The organism is Pseudomonas sp. MT3 (assembly GCF_054720805.1).
The window spans coordinates 134,862-153,479 of the sequence record NZ_JBTVPY010000005.1; the positions used below are offsets into that span (position 1 = coordinate 134,862).

Below are 18,618 nucleotides of genomic sequence, written 5' to 3' on the forward strand. Positions count from 1 at the left end.
GGGCTTCCCCTTTACTGACGCTGCCGGGGGGTGTACACAGCCCTGACCAGCCTGCGAGTTCCATGCCCCCGACATCTATGAAAAGGGGCACGGAACCTACCGGAGCGATGCATGACCACAAGAACAATAAGCAGCGACCTGATGCGCGAAGCCCACCTGGCCCGTGAACGCCTGCAACAGGAGGGCGAAGTCCCCAGCGGCGTGCTCCGCGAGGAGATCGACGCTTCCTGGCGGCGTAGTCTCGACCACGGCCTGGACTGCGCCAGCGGCACCGAGCAGGGCCTCGACACTCGGGTCAAGCCGGACGTGCTGCTGGCCGGCAACCGCCAACTGCTCGACGCCGCCACGCCTGAACTCGACTACCTGCAGCAGCGCCAGGGCCACGACGGCGTGATCATCCTGGCCAACGCCGACGCCACCATCCTTTCCGTCGAAGGCGCCCGCGAGCGCATGCAGAGCAAGGGCCTGGCCGACATCGTCCAGGGCGCCTGCTGGAGCGAAGCCTCGCGCGGCACCAACGCCCTCGGCACCGCGCTGGTGGAAAAGCGCGCCACGCAGATCGACTGCGGCGAACACTTCCTCGACCGCCTCAGCCGTTTCTCCTGCACCTCGGTGCCCATCGAAGGGCCGCAGGGCACCTTCCTCGGCGTACTCGACATGACCCGCGAAGGCCCGCTCTCCGGCCCGCGCGAAAGCCTCTCGCTGCTCAGCCTCGCGGTGTTCCAGATCGAGGCGCGGCTGTTCGCCGTCAGCCATCCGGGGCAGGTGGTGATCGCCTTCCATTACCGCCGCCAGTACCTGGACTCCGCCTGGCAGGGCCTGCTGGCGCTGGGGCTGGACGGCAAGGTGCTGGCCGTCAGCGGCCAGGCCTGCCAGTTGCTCGGCGCGAATCGCGAAAGCCTGGTGGGCCGGCGCAGCGAAGACTTCCTCGGCCTGCGTGGCGACCAACTGCTCGGCCGCCTCTACCAGGGCGGCGTCGGCAGCCTGCAGACGCCCAAGGGTGAGCTGTTCTACAAGACGCTGCAAGCGCCGCTGCGCAGCCACGGGGTGCCGGTCAGCAACCGCGCGCCACGCCAGGCCACTGGCCCCGACCTCGAAGCCCTGGCCGGCAGCCACCCGCGCTACGCCCGCGCCCTGCGCATGGCGCGCCAGGGGCTGGTGAACGAACTCCCGGTATTGCTGCTGGGCGAAACCGGCAGCGGCAAGGAAGTGGTTGCCCGCGCCCTGCACCAGGCCAGCGCCCGCAGCGACAAACCCTTCGTCGCGGTGAACTGCGCGGCGATCCCCGAGGGCCTGATCGAGTCCGAACTGTTCGGCTACCGCGACGGCGCCTTCACCGGCTCGCGGCGCGGCGGCATGGTCGGCCGGCTGCAGCAGGCCCACGGCGGCACGCTGTTCCTCGACGAGATCGGCGACATGCCGCTCGCGCTGCAGGCGCGCCTGCTGCGCGTGCTGCAGGAGCGCAAGGTGGCGCCACTGGGGGCCGGCGAGGAGCAGGACATCGATGTTGCGCTGATCTGCGCCACCCACCGCGATCTCAAGCGCCTGGTGGAGGAAAAGCACTTCCGCGAGGACCTCTACTACCGCGTCAACGGCATCAGCGTGAAGTTGCCGGCACTGCGCGAGCGCGACGACCTCGCCGAGCTCGCCAGCGGCCTGCTGGCGCGCATGGGCGCGCCGAAGGTGAAGCTTTCCGCCGAGCTCCTCGGCCTGCTGCGCGAGTACCACTGGCCGGGCAACATCCGCCAACTGGAGATGGTCCTGCGCACCGCGCTGGCCATGCGCGAGGAGGGCGAGACGGAACTGAGCCTCGACCATTTGCCCGACAGCACCCTGGACGAACTCGCCGCCGGCGAGCGCCCGCAGAGCGGCAGCATCCGCGCGAACGAACTGGAGCTCATCCGCCAGGCGCTGGAGCGCCACCAGGGCAACGTCTCCGCCGCCGCCGACGCGCTGGGCATCAGCCGCGCCACGCTGTACCGCAAGCTCAAGCAACTCAAGGTGGGCTGATGTTCTTCACCCGCCTGATCGACAGCGACGACCCGCAGCAACTCAAGGCCTCGCTGCGCTGGCTGTACGGCTTCGTGCGCCCGCACAAGGCGGCCATCGCCGGCCTGCTCGGGTTGTCGTTCTGCGCCTCGCTGCTGGTGCTGGCGCAACCCTGGCTGACCAAGACGCTGATCGACGACGGCCTGCTGGCGAAGGACTTTCCGGTGCTGGTGATGGTCGCCAGCGCGATGATCGTCGTCGGCCTGGTCGGGACTGTGTTGTCCGGCCTGAACCGCTACCTGCACACGCGCCTGTCCGGACGCATCCTGTTTGCGCTGCGCGATGCGCTGTACCGCCACCTGCAGACCCTGTCGCCGAGCTTCTTCGGCCGCCGCCGCATCGGTGACCTGATGTCCCGGTTGGACGGCGACGTCGCCGAGATCCAGCGCTTCGCCGTGGACTCGCTGTTCTCGGCCGTCTCCAGCGTGATCGGCCTGGTCGGTGCGCTGGTGCTGCTGCTGACCCTGTCCTGGAAACTCTCGCTGCTGGTCGCGCTGCTGATCCCGCTGGACGTGCTCTGGCTGCGCTGGATGCGGCGCAAGGTGGAGCGCGAGGCGCGCGGTCTGCGCGAGCGTTCGGCGGACCTCTCGTCGTTCTTCGTAGAGACGCTGCCGGCAATGAAGTTCATCCAGTCTGCCGGCCAGCAATCCCGCGAATCCGGGCGCCTGGAAGGGCTGGGGCAGGGCTACCTCGGCCAGCTGCTGCGCCTGCAACTCACCGAATTCTTCACCCAGGCGGTGCCCGGCACGCTGATGTCGCTGTCCCGCGCCTGCGCCTTCCTGGTCGGTGGGTACTGGGTGGTGCAGGGCACCTGGCAGTTGGGTTCGCTGATCGCCTTTTCCACCTACCTCGGCATGGCCATCGGACCGGTGCAGAGCCTGCTCGGCCTGTACGTCGCGCTGCAGCGCATGACCGTCAGCCTCGGTCGGGTGATGGAACTGCGCGGCGAGGAAGCGACCATCGTTTCGCCAGTCGCGCCACGGCCGATGCCGTCGATAGGCGAGCTGCGCCTGGAAAATCTGCACTACGCCTGGCCGGGGCGCGCGCAAGCGGTGCTTCAGGCTGTACAGGCGGTGATTCCGGCGGGCCTCAAGGTCGCGCTGAGCGGCCCGTCCGGGGTCGGCAAGAGCACCCTGATCGACCTGCTGCAACGTTTCTACGACCCCGACCAGGGGCGCATCCTGCTGGACGGCGTGGACCTGCGCGAACTCGACCTGCACGCTCTGCGCCGACGCGTGGCGGTGGTCAGCCAGGACATCGTGCTGTTCCGCGGCAGCCTCGCCGACAACCTGGCCTACAGCGCGCCCGAGTCGAGTCGCGAGGCCATCGACAGGGCCGCCCGCGCGGCACAGCTGGACAGCCTGATCGCCAGCCTGCCCGAGGGCCTCGACAGCCCGCTGGGCGAGCGAGGCCAGCAGCTTTCCGGCGGGCAGAAACAGCGCATCGCCATCGCTCGCGCGCTGCTGCAGGACCCGCTGATCCTGGTGCTCGACGAAGCCACCTCGCAGGTGGACGAAAGCACCGAGCGCGAGGTGATCGCGGCCATCGACCGGCTGTTCGCCGGGCGCACGCGGCTGCTGATCAGCCACCGCACCTCGACCCTGGCCGCCGCCGATCTGCACCTGGAGTTGCAGGATGGGCAGATGCGTGTGCGTGAGACGCAGCCGGTGCAGCACCATGAGGCCTGAGTTGCGGGTTGGGGTGGTCGATAGTGGTTTCGCCGATGCTCAATCCGCGAGCGTCAGCGGTGCGCGGCGGTTCTTCCTGACTAACGACGGTCACTCTGACGGCGAGCCTGTGGCGGATGCCCTGGGCCACGGCAGCGTCGTCTGCGAAGCGATTCTTTCCCATGCTCCCGAAGCTCGCCTGTGTGTCGCCCAGGTCTTCGATGAACGTGGCGTGACCAGCCCGCTGCAGATCGCCGCCGCGCTGCACTGGCTCGGCGAGCAGGGCGTGCGGGTGATCAACCTGAGCCTTGGCGTGCGGCAGGACCGGCCGATCCTGCACGATGCCGTGGCCGATCTGGTGGCGGCGGGCGTGCTGATCTGCGCGTCGAGCCCGGCGCGGGGTGAGCCGGTGTTTCCGGCGAGCTATCCGGGGGTGATCCGGGTGACGGGTGACGCGCGTTGCCGCGAGCGGGAATGGTCCTGGCTGGACAGTTCGCAGGCGGACTTCGGCGCGGCGGTCAGCGTGGCCGGGCGTTCGGGGGCCAGCCTGGGATGCGCGGCGTTCAGCGGGCACCTGGCGTCGATGCTGACGGAGCGACCGGAGCTGTCGAATCTGGAGCTGATCGAGCAGATGCGCGAGCGGGCTCCCTATCACGGCATCGAGCGGAAGATGAGTTATGAGTAAAGGTCGAATTACTTCCCCTCACCCCAACCCTCGGCTTTGGCTTCCTGCGTCGCCCTACCTCCTGCATCCCTGCAGTCGTCTCCCGGAGGGAGAGGGGGCCGTCCTCTGCCGACGTCCAGCTTTGAAACTCTCCGGTAGCCATCGGCGGGCTCGGAAATCCCCAAACGCACCGAACAGTCCCCTCTCCCTCTGGGAGAGGGCTAGGGTGAGGGCCACCGAAGCATGACCGTAGCCCCCATCCTGATCCTCGGCGCGGGCCCCGCCGGTGCAGCGGTCGCCCTGGGCCTGCGCCGCCTCGGCCATCCCGTCACCGTCATCAGCGAATGGCGGCGTTTCGCCGCCGTCGAGGGTGTCTCCCTGCGCGTACTGGAGGGGCTGCACAGTGCCGGGCTGAATTACGCCCTGAACTGCGCCGCCCCACCGTCGCAGCGCCGCGTGCACTGGAACGGCAGCGAAAGCGCGCAGAACATCGAATGCATCCTCGACCGTCCGCGTTTCGACGCCGGGCTGCGCGAGGACCTGAAAGCAGCGGGCGTCGAGCTGATCGAAGGCCAGGCGCTGGCCGTCGATCCGGAGGGTTCCGGCTGGCGCGTGAAACTCGAAGGGGGGCGGGAAGTGCAGGGCGCCTTCCTCGTCGAAGCCCGTGGCCGCCAGGCGCCGCTGAACCAGAAAGGCCAGAAGGCCCGGCGCGGCCCGGAGACCTTGAGCCTGCTCAACCGCTGGCAGGGCGAGCCCGGTCCGCTGGCCAGCGCGGTGGAAAGCCTGCCCGATGGCTGGGCCTGGATGGCGCGGCTGGAGGATGGTCGCTGCTACTGGCAAATGACCCTGGATGTGGCCAGCAGCCAATTGCCACCACGCGATCGACTGCTCGATTACTGCCGCGTACGCCGTGCCGCCTCGCAACGGGTGCGGGAATTTTTCGGTACTGGCGAAGAGCGCGAGCTGGACCTGCACGCCCGCAGCAGCACGGCGATCCTCTGCCTGGAAGCCTGCGGCGACACCTGGATTCGCGTGGGCGATGCGGCGATGGCGGTGGACCCGCTGTCCGGCAACGGTATCTTCCAGTCGCTGTCTTCGGCGTTGCAGGCGCCGCTGGTGATCAACACCTTGCTGCGGGCGCCGGAGCGGGCGGAGTTGGCCAAGCGCTTCCATCAGCGGCGGGTCGAGCAGTTGTTCCTGCGTTTCGCCCGCGTCGGACGGGATTTCTATGCCAGCGAAGAGCGGTGGCCCGACCAGCCGTTCTGGCAGGCCCGCCGCGCCTGGCCGGACGAGCAGCCGAGCCACGCGCCGGCGGACTTCGCCAGCCTGCGCATCGAGCGCGCCCCCGTGCTCAAGGGCGAGTTCGTCGATGAGGCGGAAGTGGTGGTCAGCGTCGACCAGCCGCTGGGCATCTGGCACCTCGATGGGCTGGAGCTGGCGCCGTGGCTGCGACGGATTCGCGAGGAGCCCGAAGCCCAGGTGCTGGCGGATTTGCCGCCGGAGCGGCGTCGGGCGTTCCAGGGCTGGCTCTTGGCGCAGGGCTATCGGCCGCAGTCGTAGGCGCAAGCCCTAGGACTGGCTTTTCGTAGGAGCGAGCTTGCTCGCGAAGCAAGGCTCTCGGCGACGCTGGTGCCGGGCAGGTTCGCGAGCAAGCTCGCTCCTACAGTGATTGCGGGGCTTTTGTAGGAGCAACTGTCTTTTCCAGGGAGTTCCTCGCTGGACTTTCCCCCCTCACCCCAGCCCTCTCCCTCAGGGAGAGGGGGCAGTCCGTACCGGCTGACACCGAGGCTTCCTCCTGCACCGAACGGTTCCCTCTCCCGCTTGAGGAGCGGGGCGCGCAGCCAGGGTTAGGGTGAGGGGCTCCTGATCTCGTAGGAAGCGGATCAGTCGTCCTTGCCCAGACTGGCCGCCGTCTGCCCGAAGAGGATCTTCTTGCCTTCCTCGGTGACCGAGGGCCGCGACTGGAAGGGCTTGCCCTTCTCGTAGGCGCGCACGGTGGCGGGGCGGGTGGCGATGGTTTCGAACCAGCGCTTGAGGTGCGGGAAGTCGTCGAGGTCCTGCTGCTGGCGCTCCCACGGTACGACCCACGGGTAGCTGGCCATGTCGGCGATGCTGTAGTGCTCGCCGCCGAGGAAGGGCACCTTCTTCAGGCGCCGGTCCAGCACGCCGTACAGGCGGTTGGTCTCGTTGACGTAGCGCTGCATGGCGTAGGGCAGCTTCTCCGGCGCGTACTGCACGAAGTGGTGGTTCTGCCCGGCCATCGGGCCGAGGCCGCCGACCTGCCAGAACAGCCATTCCAGCACCGTCTTGCGTCCGCGCACGTCGCTGGGCAGGAACTGCCCGGTCTTTTCCGCGAGGTAGACGAGGATGGCGCCGGACTCGAACACCGTGATCGGCTCGCCGCCGTCGGCGGGCGCGGTGTCGATGATCGCCGGCATGCGGTTGTTCGGCGAGAAGGCGAGGAAGTCAGGCTTGAACTGGTCGCCGGCGCTGATATCCACCGGGTGGATACGGTAGTCGAGGCCGGTTTCTTCCAGGAACAGGGTGATCTTGTGGCCGTTGGGGGTGGGCCAGTAATACAACTCGATCATGGAACCTCCTTGGGTGGGACGCCCCGGCACGGCGCCGGGGCGTACAGCGCCCGCGCCGAGGAGAACGGCGTAGGGCGAGGCGCTGAGGATAAGCCTTACTGGCGGTCGATCCAAACGGTCTGCGGGTTGAGGAACTCGCGCAGGCCGAAGTGCGACAGCTCGCGACCGAAGCCGCTCTTCTTCACCCCGCCAATCGGTACACGGGGATCGGAAGCCGAGAAACCGTTGATGAACACGCCACCGCTGACCAGACGACGGGCCATCTGCTGGGCGCGGGCCTTGTCGGCGCTCCAGATGGCGCCGGAGAGGCCGAACTCGCTGTCGTTGGCCAGCTCCAGGGCATGCTCGGCGTCGCGGGCGACGATCAGCGAGGCCACGGGGCCGAAGATTTCCTTCTTGAATGCGGTATTGCCCGGCTTGACGTCGGCCAGCACGGTCGGTGCGTAGTAGTTGCCTTCGCCATCGAGCTTGTGGCCGCCCAGCAGCAGGGTGGCGCCGTCGGCGATGGCCTGTTGCACCTGGTTGTCCAGTTCCTCGCGCAGGTCGAAGCGGGCCATCGGGCCGACGAAGGTGTCGTCCGCCAGCGGGTCGCCGATCTTCAGGGCCTTCACGGCTGCCAGCAGCTTCTCGGTGAAGGCTTCGGCGATGGATTCTTCCAGGATCATGCGCTTGGCGGCGATGCACACCTGGCCGCAGTTGCCGAAGCGGCTGGCGACGGCGGCTTTCACGGCGGCGTCGAGGTCGGCGTCGGCGAGCACGATGAAGGCGTCCGAACCGCCCAGCTCCAGCACGCACTTCTTCAGCGCGGCACCGGCCTGGGAAGCGATGGCGGCGCCGGCGCCGACACTGCTGGTCACGGCGATGGAGGCGATGCGGTCATCGGCGATGGCCTTGGAGACCAGCGGCGGCTCGACGTTCAGCACTTCGAACACGCCTTCGGGCAGGCCAGCATCCCGCCAGGCTTTTTGCAACTGATAGGCGCAGCCCATGACGTTCGGCGCGTGCTTGAGCACGTAGGTGTTGCCGCCCAGGATGATGCTCACCGCGCCACGCATGACCTGCCAGGTGGGGAAGTTCCACGGCATCACGGCCAGCACCGGGCCCAGCGGCAGGTAGGAGATGTACGCGCCTTCGATCGGGGTCTTCTCGTCTTCGAGCATGGCCGGGCCGTTGTCGGCGTACCACTCGCACAGGTTGGCGCACTTGTTGATCTCGCCACGGGCCTGGGTGACCGGCATGCCCATTTCCCAGGCTTCCATGCGGGCCATCGGCTCGACGTTGGCACGCAGCACCTCGGCCATCTTGCGCAGCACGGCGACACGTTCGGCGATGCCGGTGTCGCGCCATTGGCGGAACGCGGCATCGGTGCGGGCCAGCGAGGTTTCCAGCTGGGCGGCGTCTTCGAAGGCGTAGCGGGCCAGTTCCTGGCCGGTGGCGGGGCTGCGGGAGATGGCAGCGGGGATGGCGGCGATCTGGTTCATGGTGAGTCCTGCTTGTTCTGTTTGAGGCGCAAGGCCGGTCATTCGTCCGGGCGGGTGGCTCCGGGATGGCGCAGAAATTAAGATGCGCAACCATTCATGTAAAATGAATAATCAAGAAAGACTCTTTCTCTCGGAGAGAATCATGGACCTTGCCCAGCTGGAAATCGTCCGCGCCGTCGCCGCCGAAGGCAGCATCACTGCCGCCGCGGCCCGTCTACATCGCGTACCGTCGAACCTGACCACGCGGATCAAGCAGCTGGAAGCGGAACTGGGCACCGAGCTGTTCATCCGCGAGAAGCTGCGTCTGCGCCTGTCGCCGACCGGGCGCAGCTTCCTCGATTACGCCGAGCGCATCCTCGATCTGGTGGAGGAAGCCCGGCAGGTGGCGGTGGGCGCCGAGCCTCACGGCGGTTTCTCCCTGGGCTCGATGGAAAGCACGGCGGCGGTGCGCATCCCGGAGATGCTGGCGCGCTACCACCAACAGTGCCCGAAGGTGCAACTGGACCTGTCCACCGGCCCCTCCGGCGAGATGATCGACGGCGTGCTCTCCGGCCGCTTCATCGCCGCCTTCGCCGACGGCCCGGCCAACCACCCGCAACTGGACGGCCAGCCGGTGTACCGCGAGGAGCTGGTGCTGATGAGCGCCAGGTCGCACCCACCGGTGCACGACGCGCGGGACGTGGCGGGGGAGACGGTGTTCGCCTTCCGCGACACCTGCTCCTACCGCAAGCGCCTGGAGGGCTGGTTCGCCGAGCACCGGGTGGTGCCGGGCAAGATCGTCGAGATGGAGTCCTACCACGGCATGCTCGCCTGCATCGCGGCGGGCGGTGGGGTGGCGATCATCCCGCGGGCGATGTTCGACAGCCTCGCCGGCGGTCGCAACGTGACCATTCACCGCCTGGCGCCGCATCATGCCGACGCCACCACCTGGCTGTTCTGGCGGCGCGGCACCGATACTCCGGCGCTTCGCGCGTTCATCGGACTGTTGGAGCCCGAATCGACGGCCGCCGAGGTCGCCTGAACTCAGCCCGTCGCGCGCTCGTCCTCGACCCACAACTGGCGCAGGCCGCGACCTTCTCGCAGCAGGAAGAGCGCGCCCAGGCTATGCTCGCGCGCCACCTGCGGGCCGCGCTCGGGACCCAGCACCATCAGCGCGGTGGCCCAGGCGTCGGCGAGCATGCAGGTCGGCGCCAGCACCGAGACCGAGGCGACGGCGTTGTCCAGCGGCGCGCCGCGCAGCGGATCCATCGTATGGGCGTAGCGTTTTCCGTCTCGCTCGTGGAAATGCCGGTAGTCGCCCGAGGTGGCCAGCGCGCCATCGCCCATCTGCAGCACGCCGAGGGCCGTGCGGACGCCTGCCTGGGGGCGCTCGATGGCCACTGTCCAGAGCTGGCCGCCTGGCTTGGAGCCGCGCGCGCGGAACTCGCCGTCGATGCTCACCAGATAATCGTGGATGCCGTGATCCTCCAGGCAGCGGGCCAACTGGTCGACGCCGAAACCCTTGGCGATGCCGGAAAGGTCCAGTTGCACCGGATGGCGCTTGCGCACGCGGCCGCCCTCGAAGTCGAACTCCAGCGCTGCTGCGGCGCTGGACCTCGGCTGGCTGCGGAGCGCGTCGCGCCGGGCATCGTCGGTGAACCCGCCCGGCGGGCCGAAGCCCCAGGCGTCGACCAGATCGCCCACCGCGATGTCGAAGGCGCCGGCGGACTCGGCGCCGACCTGGATGGCGGTGTGCAGCACCCAGAGCAGTTCCGCCGGCAGGGTCATCCAGATGCCCGCCTCCAAGGCATTGAAGCGCATCAGTTCGGAGTCGGGCCGCCAGTTCGACATCTGCCGGTCCACCTGGGTGACGGCGAGCTCCAGCTGTTGCGCCAGCGCTTCCCGGTCCAGCGTGGCGGGGCTGTAGAACAGCGCGCGGTAGCGCGTCCCCATGACGGCGCCGTTGAAGTCGTAGCGCCCGGTGCTTGCGGGTTCAGAAAAGGTCTTCACGGTAGCGGCCTCCGGCTCTGAGATGCTCCACGCTCAGCGCCAGCGGGCCGAGCAGTTCGTCGATCGCCTTGCGCACGCCCTCGGCCATCCCGCGTCCGCCGCAGACCAGTACCTGGGCTCCGGCGGCCAGCAGCTGGCGCAGCTCGGCTGCGTCGCGGCGCAGGTGGTCCTGCACGTAGGCCCGCTGCGGGCCGGCGGAAAACGCCATGCGCAGTTCGCGCAGGCGGCCGTCGGCGCGGGCGCGGTCGAGGTCGGGGGCGAAGGGCACGCCGGCTTCCGGCACCCGTCCGCCCCAGTAGAGGTAGAGCGGGCGCTCGCAGCGGTTCTGCCGGACGAAGCCGACCAGCGGGCCGATGCCGCTGCCCGCGCCGATCAGGATCAGCGGCGTCTCGCCCGGCTGCGGTCGGAATTCGTGGTGCGGCTGCAGCGTGGCGGCGATCTCATCGCCGGGCCGCAGGCCGTGCAGGTAGCCGGAGCAGAGGCCGCCGGGCCGCAGGCGCACGCAGATATCCAGCAGACCGTCGCTGCTGTCGCTGGCGAGCGAGTAGCGGCGCGGCGCGGCAGCACCGGGCGCGTGGACCGCCAGCAGGTCGCCCGCCTGGTAGGCCGCGATGTTGCCGAGCGCGGCGAAGCGCAGCACCACCAGGGGGGTGTCGCCAGGTGCATCGTGCAGGTGCCGCTCGATCAGCCTGAAACGGGACTCGGGGCGCGCCATGCCGACCTCGCCGATGCGCAGGGGCAGGCCCAGTGCGTTGCCGAGTTCGCCGGTCCAGGTGGAGAAGTCTTGCGGCTGCGCGGCTTCCATGTCCCGGCGCGGCAGCAGGCGTTGCAGGCCCCGGCCGGCGAGTGCGGCGTCCACCTCCACCGCGTACTGGCAAAAGCGCGGGAAGCGCCGGTCGCCGAAACCGAGCACGGCGAAGCGCGCGTCTGCCGGCAGGCGCAGATGGCCGAGGTGGTCGAGGAAGCCCACGGCCGACTGCGGCGCGTCGCCATCGCCATAGGTGGCAGTCAGCACCAGCAGTTCGCGCGCGGCGGGAAATGCCCGCGCGCCCTGCTTCAGCGGGGCGCTGTGCACGCGCCGGCCGGCGGCCGTCAGTGCGGCCTGCAGCGCCTGGACGAAGGCCCAGGTGCCGTTCGTCTCGCTGCCCACCAGCAACACGCATTCGGCGCTGTCGGCGCTCGCCTGCCCGGCGTCGTGCACGGGAGCGCGGCGACGGCGCAGGAGCAGCAGCAGGCCGGTGATGCCCAGCAGGGGCACGCCCAGGGCCGCCAGGCCGAGTACGGGACTGGCGGCGCCGAACAGCTCGCCGCTGTGCAGGTCGTAGATGAATTCGTTCAGGCGACGCGCCGGAGCGTGGGGCAGGTAGCCCAGCAGCTCACCGCTGACCGGGTCGACATAGCCGTCGCCCTTGGCGGTGCGCAGCGTGTAGGCGGACTGGGAGGCCCCGGCGACTGGGAATTCCAGTTCGCGCAGTTGCCGGAGCGGCACATCGAGCAGCGCCTTGAGCTCGCCGGGAGCCTGCGGCGTACCCTGGGCCAGGTGCGTGGGGAAGGCCGGTTCCTGGTCCGAGCCATCGGGGATCAGCTCGAAGTGCACCGCCGACAGGTAGATGCCGCTCAGGCCGAACAGCAGGGCCACGGGCAGCAGGGCTCGGCCGATCTGGTTGTGCCAGCGCGAAGCCGCGTCGCCGCGAACCGGGCCGGCCAGCTTGCGCCAGCCGCCCTGGCGACGGGCCAGCAGTATCAGGCCGGAGACGCCCAGCAGGAGCATGCCGAGCGCGCCGGCGCCGGCCAGGGCGTGCCCCGGCTCGCCCAGCAGTAGCGCACGGTGCAGGTCGTGGGCGACGCGGTACAGCGGCGAGGGTTCATAGGCGTCCAGCACCGAGCCGTCACGCGCGGAGATGCGCAGCGCACCCTGCTCGTCGTAGGCGATCAGCAGGCCGGAGGCATGGCGCTCCAGGCGCTCGATGCCGGGCACCTGCTGGCTCACTTGCGCGGCGATCTGCGCCACGCTGCGGGACGGCTCCCCGCCGGCCACCAGGCGCTCGGCCAGGGGCTGGGTGGCGAGCAGGGCGCCGCTGCCGGCCAGCAGGAGCAGCAGGGCGGCCAGCAGGATGCCGGGCCAGGCGTGCAGTCGACGAAGCATGGCGGCCTCCGTCCTCAAAGCTGGTAGCGGAAGGCCGAGACATAGCCGCTGCCGGCGTTGTCCTTGCCGGCGCCGTCGCGGGTCAGCGGCACCTGCACCTCGGCGCGGTTGGAGCGCTTGTCTTCCACGGCGCTGTCGATGCGGATCTGGTAGCCGGCGTCGATCAGGCTGTCGGCCACCTCCACCGAGACTTCCAGGGTGTCGCCGCTGCCGACGCTGGCGCCGCTCAGGCCGTCGAACTCGGCGGTGCGCAGGCCGCTGCCGCGGGCCCAGTCGGCCAGGTGCTTGTAGTACTTGGCCTTGCGCCCGGCGACCCACAGCGTGCGCTGGTACTGGCCGTCGGCATCGGTCAGGTAGATGGCCAGGTAGGCCTTGTCGCCACGGTATTCGTCGAGGGTGGTGCTCAGCGTGAGCTCGCGGGCTTCAGCCAGCGCCGGGCCGGCGAGAGCGCCAGCGACGGCCAGGGTGGCTACGGCAGTCTTCATGATGGAGTCTCCTGCGGGGGGAGGCTCTACTCTGGGCGCGGGCGCTTAAATAAAGCTGAACCTTCCCGGAGTGGCGCTTCAGACTGCATTCAGAAAACTCTGCTAGGGCGCGGTGTCTTCTGTCCGTTATCGGACTACCGGACGAGTCGCCCGCCGGGGCCGACAGCGGCCTGGGACGGGGCCTTCCGGGCACTGTTTCAACGGTGCTACGTATCGCGGCGGAGACAGTCGCGAAATACTCGCAATTACCCCTTGCAGAGCCATCATGCTGCGCTAACGTGTGCTTCTCTGTCCGTCGTGCGAAGGCGGCAAATGCTCTTCGCGGCAGGGCGCTTTCTTCCCGTTGGCCCTTCGCCCGGAGCGCATGATGGACACACGCAGCAAGAGCCGCCGCGCCAACTCATTCCAGATCGGTGTCATGGGCACAGGGCTGGTCTGCCTTGCGCTGGTGCTCGCCGGCCTGCTGGTGGCCCTGTGGCCGCAGCTGTATCCCAGGTTTCCGCCGCCGGGCGCGGTCGGCGACTCCGGCGTGCAATGCCTGGCCGGCTGGTGTCCGGGACCGGACGCGCGGCTGCTGGCGATGGTCATGGTCGCCGGCGGGTTGGGCAGCTTCGTGCATGTGGCCAAGTCCTTCGGCGACTTCGTCGGCAATGAGCGCTTCATGGCCAGCTGGATCTGGTGGTACGTGCTCAAGCCCTTCATCGGCATGATTCTCGCGGTGATCCTCTACCTGATTGTCCGTGGCGGCTTCCTCACCGTCAGCGCGTCCGGCGAGGCGAGCAACGTCAACCTCCACGGGCTGATCGGCATGGCCTGCCTGGCCGGCATGTTCGCCAAGCAGGCCACCGACAAGCTCAGCGAGCTCTTCGACAGCCTGTTCCGCACCCGCAGGGCGGCGAGCGACGCCAAGCGCAAGGATGTCCTGGAGAACCCCGTCGCCTGCATCATTGATGCGCAACCACCGATTGCCGGCCCGCAGGCGACCTACATCAATCTGCGCGGTACGGGGTTCGCCCGCGGCGCGCGGGTGCAGGTGAACGGGGAAGGGCGCGAGACGACGCTGGCCGACAGCACCCGGCTGGCCTTCCAGTTGCTGCCCGAGGATGTGGCGCAGGCTGGCGTCCTGGTGGTGGCGGTGGTCAATCCGCCGCCCGGCGGCGGATCGTCGGCGCCGCTGATGTTGGCTGTCGGCGGGCCGGTGGCGGCGGCGGTCGATGTCGCTCCCGTGGCGGCGCTGAGGGCGCCCATCGAGGAGGAAATGGCGATATACGATCACCGGTAGGGCATGCCGGGGGCTGTAGGAGCGAACCTGCTCGCGACCCGCCTGGCACCGGTGTCCGGCAGGACTCCGTTCGCGAGCGAGCTCGCTCCTACAGAACGGAAAAAGCCCCGCGGGTGCGGGGCTTCTTGTGCGCGGTGCCGGGTCAGACGTGGCTGTTTTCCGCCTCGCGCAAGGGGCGTTTGTGAGCGGAGGCGTGGTGGTCGTCATGATCGTCATGATCATCGTGAACCAGCGGGACTTCCTTGCCATCGCAGTCGTACAGCTTGCCGTTCTGGAAGTAGTCGCCTTCGTTCAGCGCGGCGATGTCGCGGTAGCGCAGGGTGCGCTCCTCGGCGGCGACGAACACCGACTGCTGATCCGAGTTGCCGGTCTTGAAGTGGTTGAACAGCAGGTTCAGACCGATGGCCATGATGGCCGCGGAACTGATGCCCGAGTGGAAAATGGTGGCGAACCAGCTCGGGAAGTGCTCGTAGAAGCTGGGCGCGGCGATCGGGATCATGCCGAAGCCGATGGAGGTGGCGACGATGATCAGGTTCATGTTGTTGCGGTAGTCCACGGTCGCCAGGGTGCGGATACCACTGGCCGCCACGGTGCCGAACAGCACGATGCCGGCGCCGCCGAGGACGGAGGTGGGCACGGCGGCGATCACGCGGCCCATCACCGGCAGCAGGCCGAGGGTGACCAGGATCAGGCCGCCGGTGGCCACCACGTAGCGGCTCTTCACGCCGGTCACGGCGACCAGGCCGACGTTCTGGGCGAAGGCGCTCTGGGTGAAGGAACCGAAGATCGGCGCGATGATGCTGGAGGCCATGTCGGCGCGCAGGCCGTTGCCCAGGCGCTTGGAGTCGACCTTGGTGCCGATGATTTCACCGACGGCGAGGATGTCCGCCGAGGTTTCCACCAGGGTCACCATGATCACGATCAGCATCGAGATGATGGCCGCGATGTGGAAGGTCGGCATGCCGAAATGGAACAGCGACGGCATCGCCACCATCGGGCCTTCGGCCACGCGGGAGAAGTCGGTCATGCCCAGGGCGGCGGCGATCAGGGTGCCGATCACCATCGCCAGCAGGATCGACAGGCGCGAGATGGTGGCGCTGCCCAGCTTGCTCAGCAGCAGGACGATCACCAGGGTCATGGCGGCCAGGCCGATATTGGCCATGCTGCCAAATTCCGGGGCCTTGGAGTTGCCGCCCATCGCCCAGCGCGCGGCGACCGGCATCAGCGTCAGGCCGATGGTGGTGATCACGATGCCGGTGACCAGCGGCGGGAAGAACTTGGTGATGCGTGAGAACACCGGTGTGATCAGGAAGCCGATGAACGATGCCGCTATCACCGCGCCGAGCACGGCCGGCAGGCCGCCGCCTTCATAGCCACCGCCGAGGATGGCGATCATGGTGGCCACACCGGCGAAGGACACGCCTTGCACCAGCGGCAACTGACAACCGAAGAAGGGGATGCCCAGGGTTTGCAGCAGGGTGGCCAGGCCACCGGCGAAGAGCGAGGCGGCGATCAGCATGCCGATCTCGCTGGGTGAGAGCCCGGCCGCCTGGCCGAGGATCAGGGGCACGGCGACGATGCCGCCATACATGGTCAGAACGTGTTGCAGGCCGTACGCCAGATTGGCGCCGATACCGAGGTTCTCGTCTTCCGGACGTGTTCCGACGGACGCTACAGCTGAACGATCATTCATGACTGAGGACTCGCTTGTTTTTGTTGTGTGGGCACTGTAGACAAAATCCGTATGAAATATCTACTGATTTGTATACATGTTTTTGTCCGATGGTCCGAAATCTGACCGATCGGTTACACACTGGCGGATCGCGAATGCCTCTGGGATGGGAATCTTGTAGAGCTAACGATGTCGATATTGATGTACACGATATGGTCTATACATTGCGCTCAAAAAGGATTAGATGTGGGTACAAAAAGATATGGGCACCTGCCAATACAGCTATCCAGACCCGCATCCGTCGTGCTCATGGCCCTGATCGTTGCCTGGCCCGTTCCCTCACGGCGACCGCTCCTGATATAACCCTTCGCCACGGTCGAGCGGGTCGCAACAACGGAGCAACGATGGCGCTTCCTCCACTTCACAGCTTCAGGGTGTTCGAGAGCGTTGCCCGGCTGGGCAACCTGGCGGCGGCCGCCGTGGAGCTGCACGTCACCACCGGCGCGGTCAGCCAGCAGATCAAGTCGCTGCAGGGCAGCCTGGGCGTCGAACTGTTCGAGAAGCGCGGCCGGCAACTGGTGCTGACCGCCAGCGGGCGGGAATTGCAGAAGCGCGTCGCCAGTGCGATGGGGGAGATCACCGAGGCCGTCCAGGCATTGCGCGCCGGTGGCCAGCGGGAGCCGGAGCGGGTCGGGATCACGCTCTCCATTCCTCCGGCGGACGGCGTTACCTGGCTGGCCACGTCGCTGTTTCGTTTCATGGAGGATTCGCGGGCGATCAGCCTGAGGGTGATCGCCGCCACCGGATTTCACCAGGTGGACTGGCGCCGCGCCGATGTCGCGGTGGTCTATGGCACGCCGCCCTGGCCGGGCTTCTGGTGGCGGCTGCTGCATGGCATCCGCCTGACGCCGGTGTGCAGTCCGCAGTTCCTGCGCGGGCCGCAGGCCATCCGCGAGGCGGCGGACCTGGCGCGGCACCGGTTGCTGCACGAAGACGACGGCAGCCAGTGGCAGCACTGGCTGGCCGAGGCCGGGTTCAGCTGTGGCGGCGCCGAGGACATCCATTTCGAGGACTTCGGCATGGTGCTGCAGGCCGCGAGGGATGGTTTCGGCGTGGCGCTCAGCGATGAGACGGTTTCGCAGCGCGACCTCGACGAAGGCCGGCTGGTACGCCCGCTGCCGATCTCGGTGGCGGCGGTGCACAACTACTACGTCGTCTGCTCCGAGGCAAAACGCCAACGCCCGGAGGTCCGGGCGTTCATCGACTGGTTGCTGTCGATAGGCGAGTAGGGCTCGACCGGGGAGTCCGGTTTTCTACTGCGGGTTGGGCGAACCTGTAAAAAGGCTGTCTGGGCGTCCCCTCGGCCCTACAAAGAGCCGCGTTCAGTAGCCGTAGCCGCGGCCATCGGTGAACTGGATGTCGGTGAGGATGCTGATGTCCTTCTCCACCTTGTACAGCTCCGAGCTCTTGATCAGCTCCGGGTCGCTGAAGGCTTCGCCCTTGGCGCGGCCAGCCTGGATCTGCTGCATCTTGTCGCGAATCGCCACGACGTCGGCGTAGGTCATGGCCGGCACCTTGCTCGGGTCCTCGTCGGCGTGGGCGCCGTAGAGGGTGGTCTGTGGGTTGATCACCTTCAGCGTGGCGTCCAGCGAGGCGACGTAATCCTTCAGGTTCCCCGCCAGCAGCCAGGACGGATAGAGGTGGTCGCCGGAGAGCAGGATGTTGTGCGCCTCGTCATACAGCACGACTTCGTCCGGCGTGTGGCCGGGCATGCTCAGCAGGCGCACCTTGAGACCGCCCAGGTCGATCACCTCACCGGGCTTCACCAGCCGCGACACCTTGAAGGGCGCCAGGGTCATGTGGTCGATGTTGCCCAGGTAGACCGGCTCCGGTATCTGGTAGAGACCGTCGGCGCGGCGGAATTTCGCGGTGAAGGGCGTATCCGGCAGGTAGATGCTCTGGAAGTTGTGCAGCCCGCCCAGGTGGTCGAAGTGCAGGTGCGAGGGCAGCACCGACAGCGGCTTGTCGGTGATGTGCCGGGCCACCTGGGTGATGTCTTCCTTCTGGTTGGCGCCCGAGTCGAACATCAGCGCCTGGTCCGTCCCCACCAGCAGGTACGAGTAGTTCTTCTGGTAGTAGTTCGGCTCGCCGATCGCATAGAGAAAGTCGCTGAGCTTGTGTACCACGAAGGCTTCCGCATTCGCCTTGGCGCCGTCGCCCGCCAGGGCCGGGAGTGGCGCGCTCAGCAGCGCGGTGGAGGCCAGGGCAAGCACCTTGAAGAATGTTCGCATGGGGCGTGAACCTCTTTTTTGTTGTTCCGGATCGGTTGTTGGCAGAGCGTGTTCTGCCGGGCCCATCTCACCGTCCGGGCGAGCGCACTTCAATGCACGTTTTTTAAAGGCTCGGATTCAGGGCAGCTAAAGCATGTTGCGGTTGGGACCGCCTGCGCGGCGGTCTTCAGTGGAGGGCCCGAAGCCACGGCCCGCCCCCGGCGCCGTGGCACGTCCGTCCAAGAGAGCTATGGACAGCGTCGGCGGTGATCCTGTGTAATGAGTGCTTTACAACAAAAGCGATAGCACTAGTCGCTTCAAC

The 18,618-nt window shown here is 67.9% G+C and carries 14 protein-coding genes; 7 read left to right on the forward strand and 7 right to left on the reverse strand.

What is annotated here, in order from left to right; translation table 11 throughout:
- Nucleotides 1-111 precede the first annotated feature (111 nt).
- From ACYCAX_RS07200 to qhpG, 4 genes are all read left to right on the forward strand, one after another.
- On the forward strand, nt 112-2,010 hold the full coding sequence (locus ACYCAX_RS07200) for a sigma-54-dependent Fis family transcriptional regulator (protein ID WP_460247697.1): 1,899 nt from the start codon (nt 112-114) through the stop codon (nt 2,008-2,010).
- Nucleotides 2,010-3,737, forward strand: a complete 1,728-nt coding sequence (locus ACYCAX_RS07205; protein WP_294977513.1) for an ABC transporter ATP-binding protein — start codon at nt 2,010-2,012, stop codon at nt 3,735-3,737. The genes ACYCAX_RS07200 and ACYCAX_RS07205 overlap by 1 nt, the downstream gene beginning before the upstream one ends.
- The gene (gene qhpE, locus ACYCAX_RS07210) at nt 3,727-4,401 is read left to right on the forward strand and encodes a subtilisin-like serine protease QhpE (protein ID WP_294977512.1); all 675 of its coding nucleotides are present in this window, start codon (nt 3,727-3,729) and stop codon (nt 4,399-4,401) included. The genes ACYCAX_RS07205 and qhpE overlap by 11 nt, the downstream gene beginning before the upstream one ends.
- A 222-nt stretch (nt 4,402-4,623) precedes the next feature.
- Nucleotides 4,624-5,940 carry a flavin-dependent monooxygenase QhpG gene (qhpG, locus tag ACYCAX_RS07215; protein ID WP_460247698.1) on the forward strand — a complete coding sequence of 439 codons (1,317 nt, stop codon included), beginning with the start codon at nt 4,624-4,626 and terminating at the stop codon, nt 5,938-5,940.
- A 323-nt stretch (nt 5,941-6,263) separates the two neighbouring features.
- Here the strand turns inward: qhpG and ACYCAX_RS07220 are convergent, their stop codons facing one another.
- Both ACYCAX_RS07220 and ACYCAX_RS07225 read right to left on the reverse strand, forming a co-directional pair.
- Nucleotides 6,264-6,971: a glutathione binding-like protein gene (locus tag ACYCAX_RS07220; RefSeq protein ID WP_294977510.1), complete on the reverse strand. Its 708-nt coding sequence runs from the start codon at nt 6,969-6,971 to the stop codon at nt 6,264-6,266.
- Nucleotides 6,972-7,066: 95 nt separating this feature from the next.
- On the reverse strand, nt 7,067-8,452 hold the full coding sequence (locus ACYCAX_RS07225) for an NAD-dependent succinate-semialdehyde dehydrogenase (RefSeq protein WP_460247699.1): 1,386 nt from the start codon (nt 8,450-8,452) through the stop codon (nt 7,067-7,069).
- A gap of 142 nt (nt 8,453-8,594) precedes the next feature.
- Between ACYCAX_RS07225 and ptrR the strand changes: the two genes are divergently transcribed.
- Nucleotides 8,595-9,473 (forward strand): putrescine utilization regulator PtrR, encoded by an 879-nt coding sequence (ptrR, locus tag ACYCAX_RS07230; RefSeq protein ID WP_460247700.1) that lies wholly within the window; start codon nt 8,595-8,597, stop codon nt 9,471-9,473.
- Nucleotides 9,474-9,475: 2 nt separating this feature from the next.
- Here the strand turns inward: ptrR and ACYCAX_RS07235 are convergent, their stop codons facing one another.
- Genes ACYCAX_RS07235 through ACYCAX_RS07245 form a run of 3 tightly spaced genes read right to left on the reverse strand, consistent with a single transcriptional unit; the run spans nt 9,476 to nt 13,072 of the window.
- The gene (locus ACYCAX_RS07235; RefSeq protein WP_460247701.1) at nt 9,476-10,441 is read right to left on the reverse strand and encodes an FAD:protein FMN transferase; all 966 of its coding nucleotides are present in this window, start codon (nt 10,439-10,441) and stop codon (nt 9,476-9,478) included.
- The gene (locus ACYCAX_RS07240) at nt 10,425-12,587 is read right to left on the reverse strand and encodes a PepSY domain-containing protein (RefSeq protein ID WP_460247702.1); all 2,163 of its coding nucleotides are present in this window, start codon (nt 12,585-12,587) and stop codon (nt 10,425-10,427) included. The genes ACYCAX_RS07235 and ACYCAX_RS07240 overlap by 17 nt, the downstream gene beginning before the upstream one ends.
- A gap of 14 nt (nt 12,588-12,601) precedes the next feature.
- Nucleotides 12,602-13,072: a DUF2271 domain-containing protein gene (locus ACYCAX_RS07245; RefSeq protein ID WP_460247703.1), complete on the reverse strand. Its 471-nt coding sequence runs from the start codon at nt 13,070-13,072 to the stop codon at nt 12,602-12,604.
- A gap of 367 nt (nt 13,073-13,439) precedes the next feature.
- On the opposite strand from ACYCAX_RS07245, the gene ACYCAX_RS07250 reads away from it, so the two are divergent.
- A complete protein-coding gene (locus ACYCAX_RS07250; RefSeq protein ID WP_460247704.1) occupies nt 13,440-14,354 on the forward strand; it encodes a hypothetical protein in 915 nt (304 codons plus the stop codon).
- Nucleotides 14,355-14,496: 142 nt separating this feature from the next.
- Here ACYCAX_RS07250 and ACYCAX_RS07255 read toward each other — a convergent pair whose 3' ends face one another.
- Nucleotides 14,497-16,047, reverse strand: coding sequence for a nucleobase:cation symporter-2 family protein (locus ACYCAX_RS07255; RefSeq protein ID WP_294977504.1), 1,551 nt, complete (start codon nt 16,045-16,047; stop codon nt 14,497-14,499).
- Nucleotides 16,048-16,430: 383 nt separating this feature from the next.
- Here ACYCAX_RS07255 and ACYCAX_RS07260 point away from each other — a divergent pair, with 383 nt between their 5' ends.
- The gene (locus tag ACYCAX_RS07260; RefSeq protein ID WP_460247705.1) at nt 16,431-17,315 is read left to right on the forward strand and encodes a LysR substrate-binding domain-containing protein; all 885 of its coding nucleotides are present in this window, start codon (nt 16,431-16,433) and stop codon (nt 17,313-17,315) included.
- A gap of 93 nt (nt 17,316-17,408) precedes the next feature.
- Here the strand turns inward: ACYCAX_RS07260 and ACYCAX_RS07265 are convergent, their stop codons facing one another.
- Nucleotides 17,409-18,317 (reverse strand): MBL fold metallo-hydrolase, encoded by a 909-nt coding sequence (locus ACYCAX_RS07265; protein WP_294977502.1) that lies wholly within the window; start codon nt 18,315-18,317, stop codon nt 17,409-17,411.
- Between the last annotated feature and the right edge of the window lie 301 nt (nt 18,318-18,618).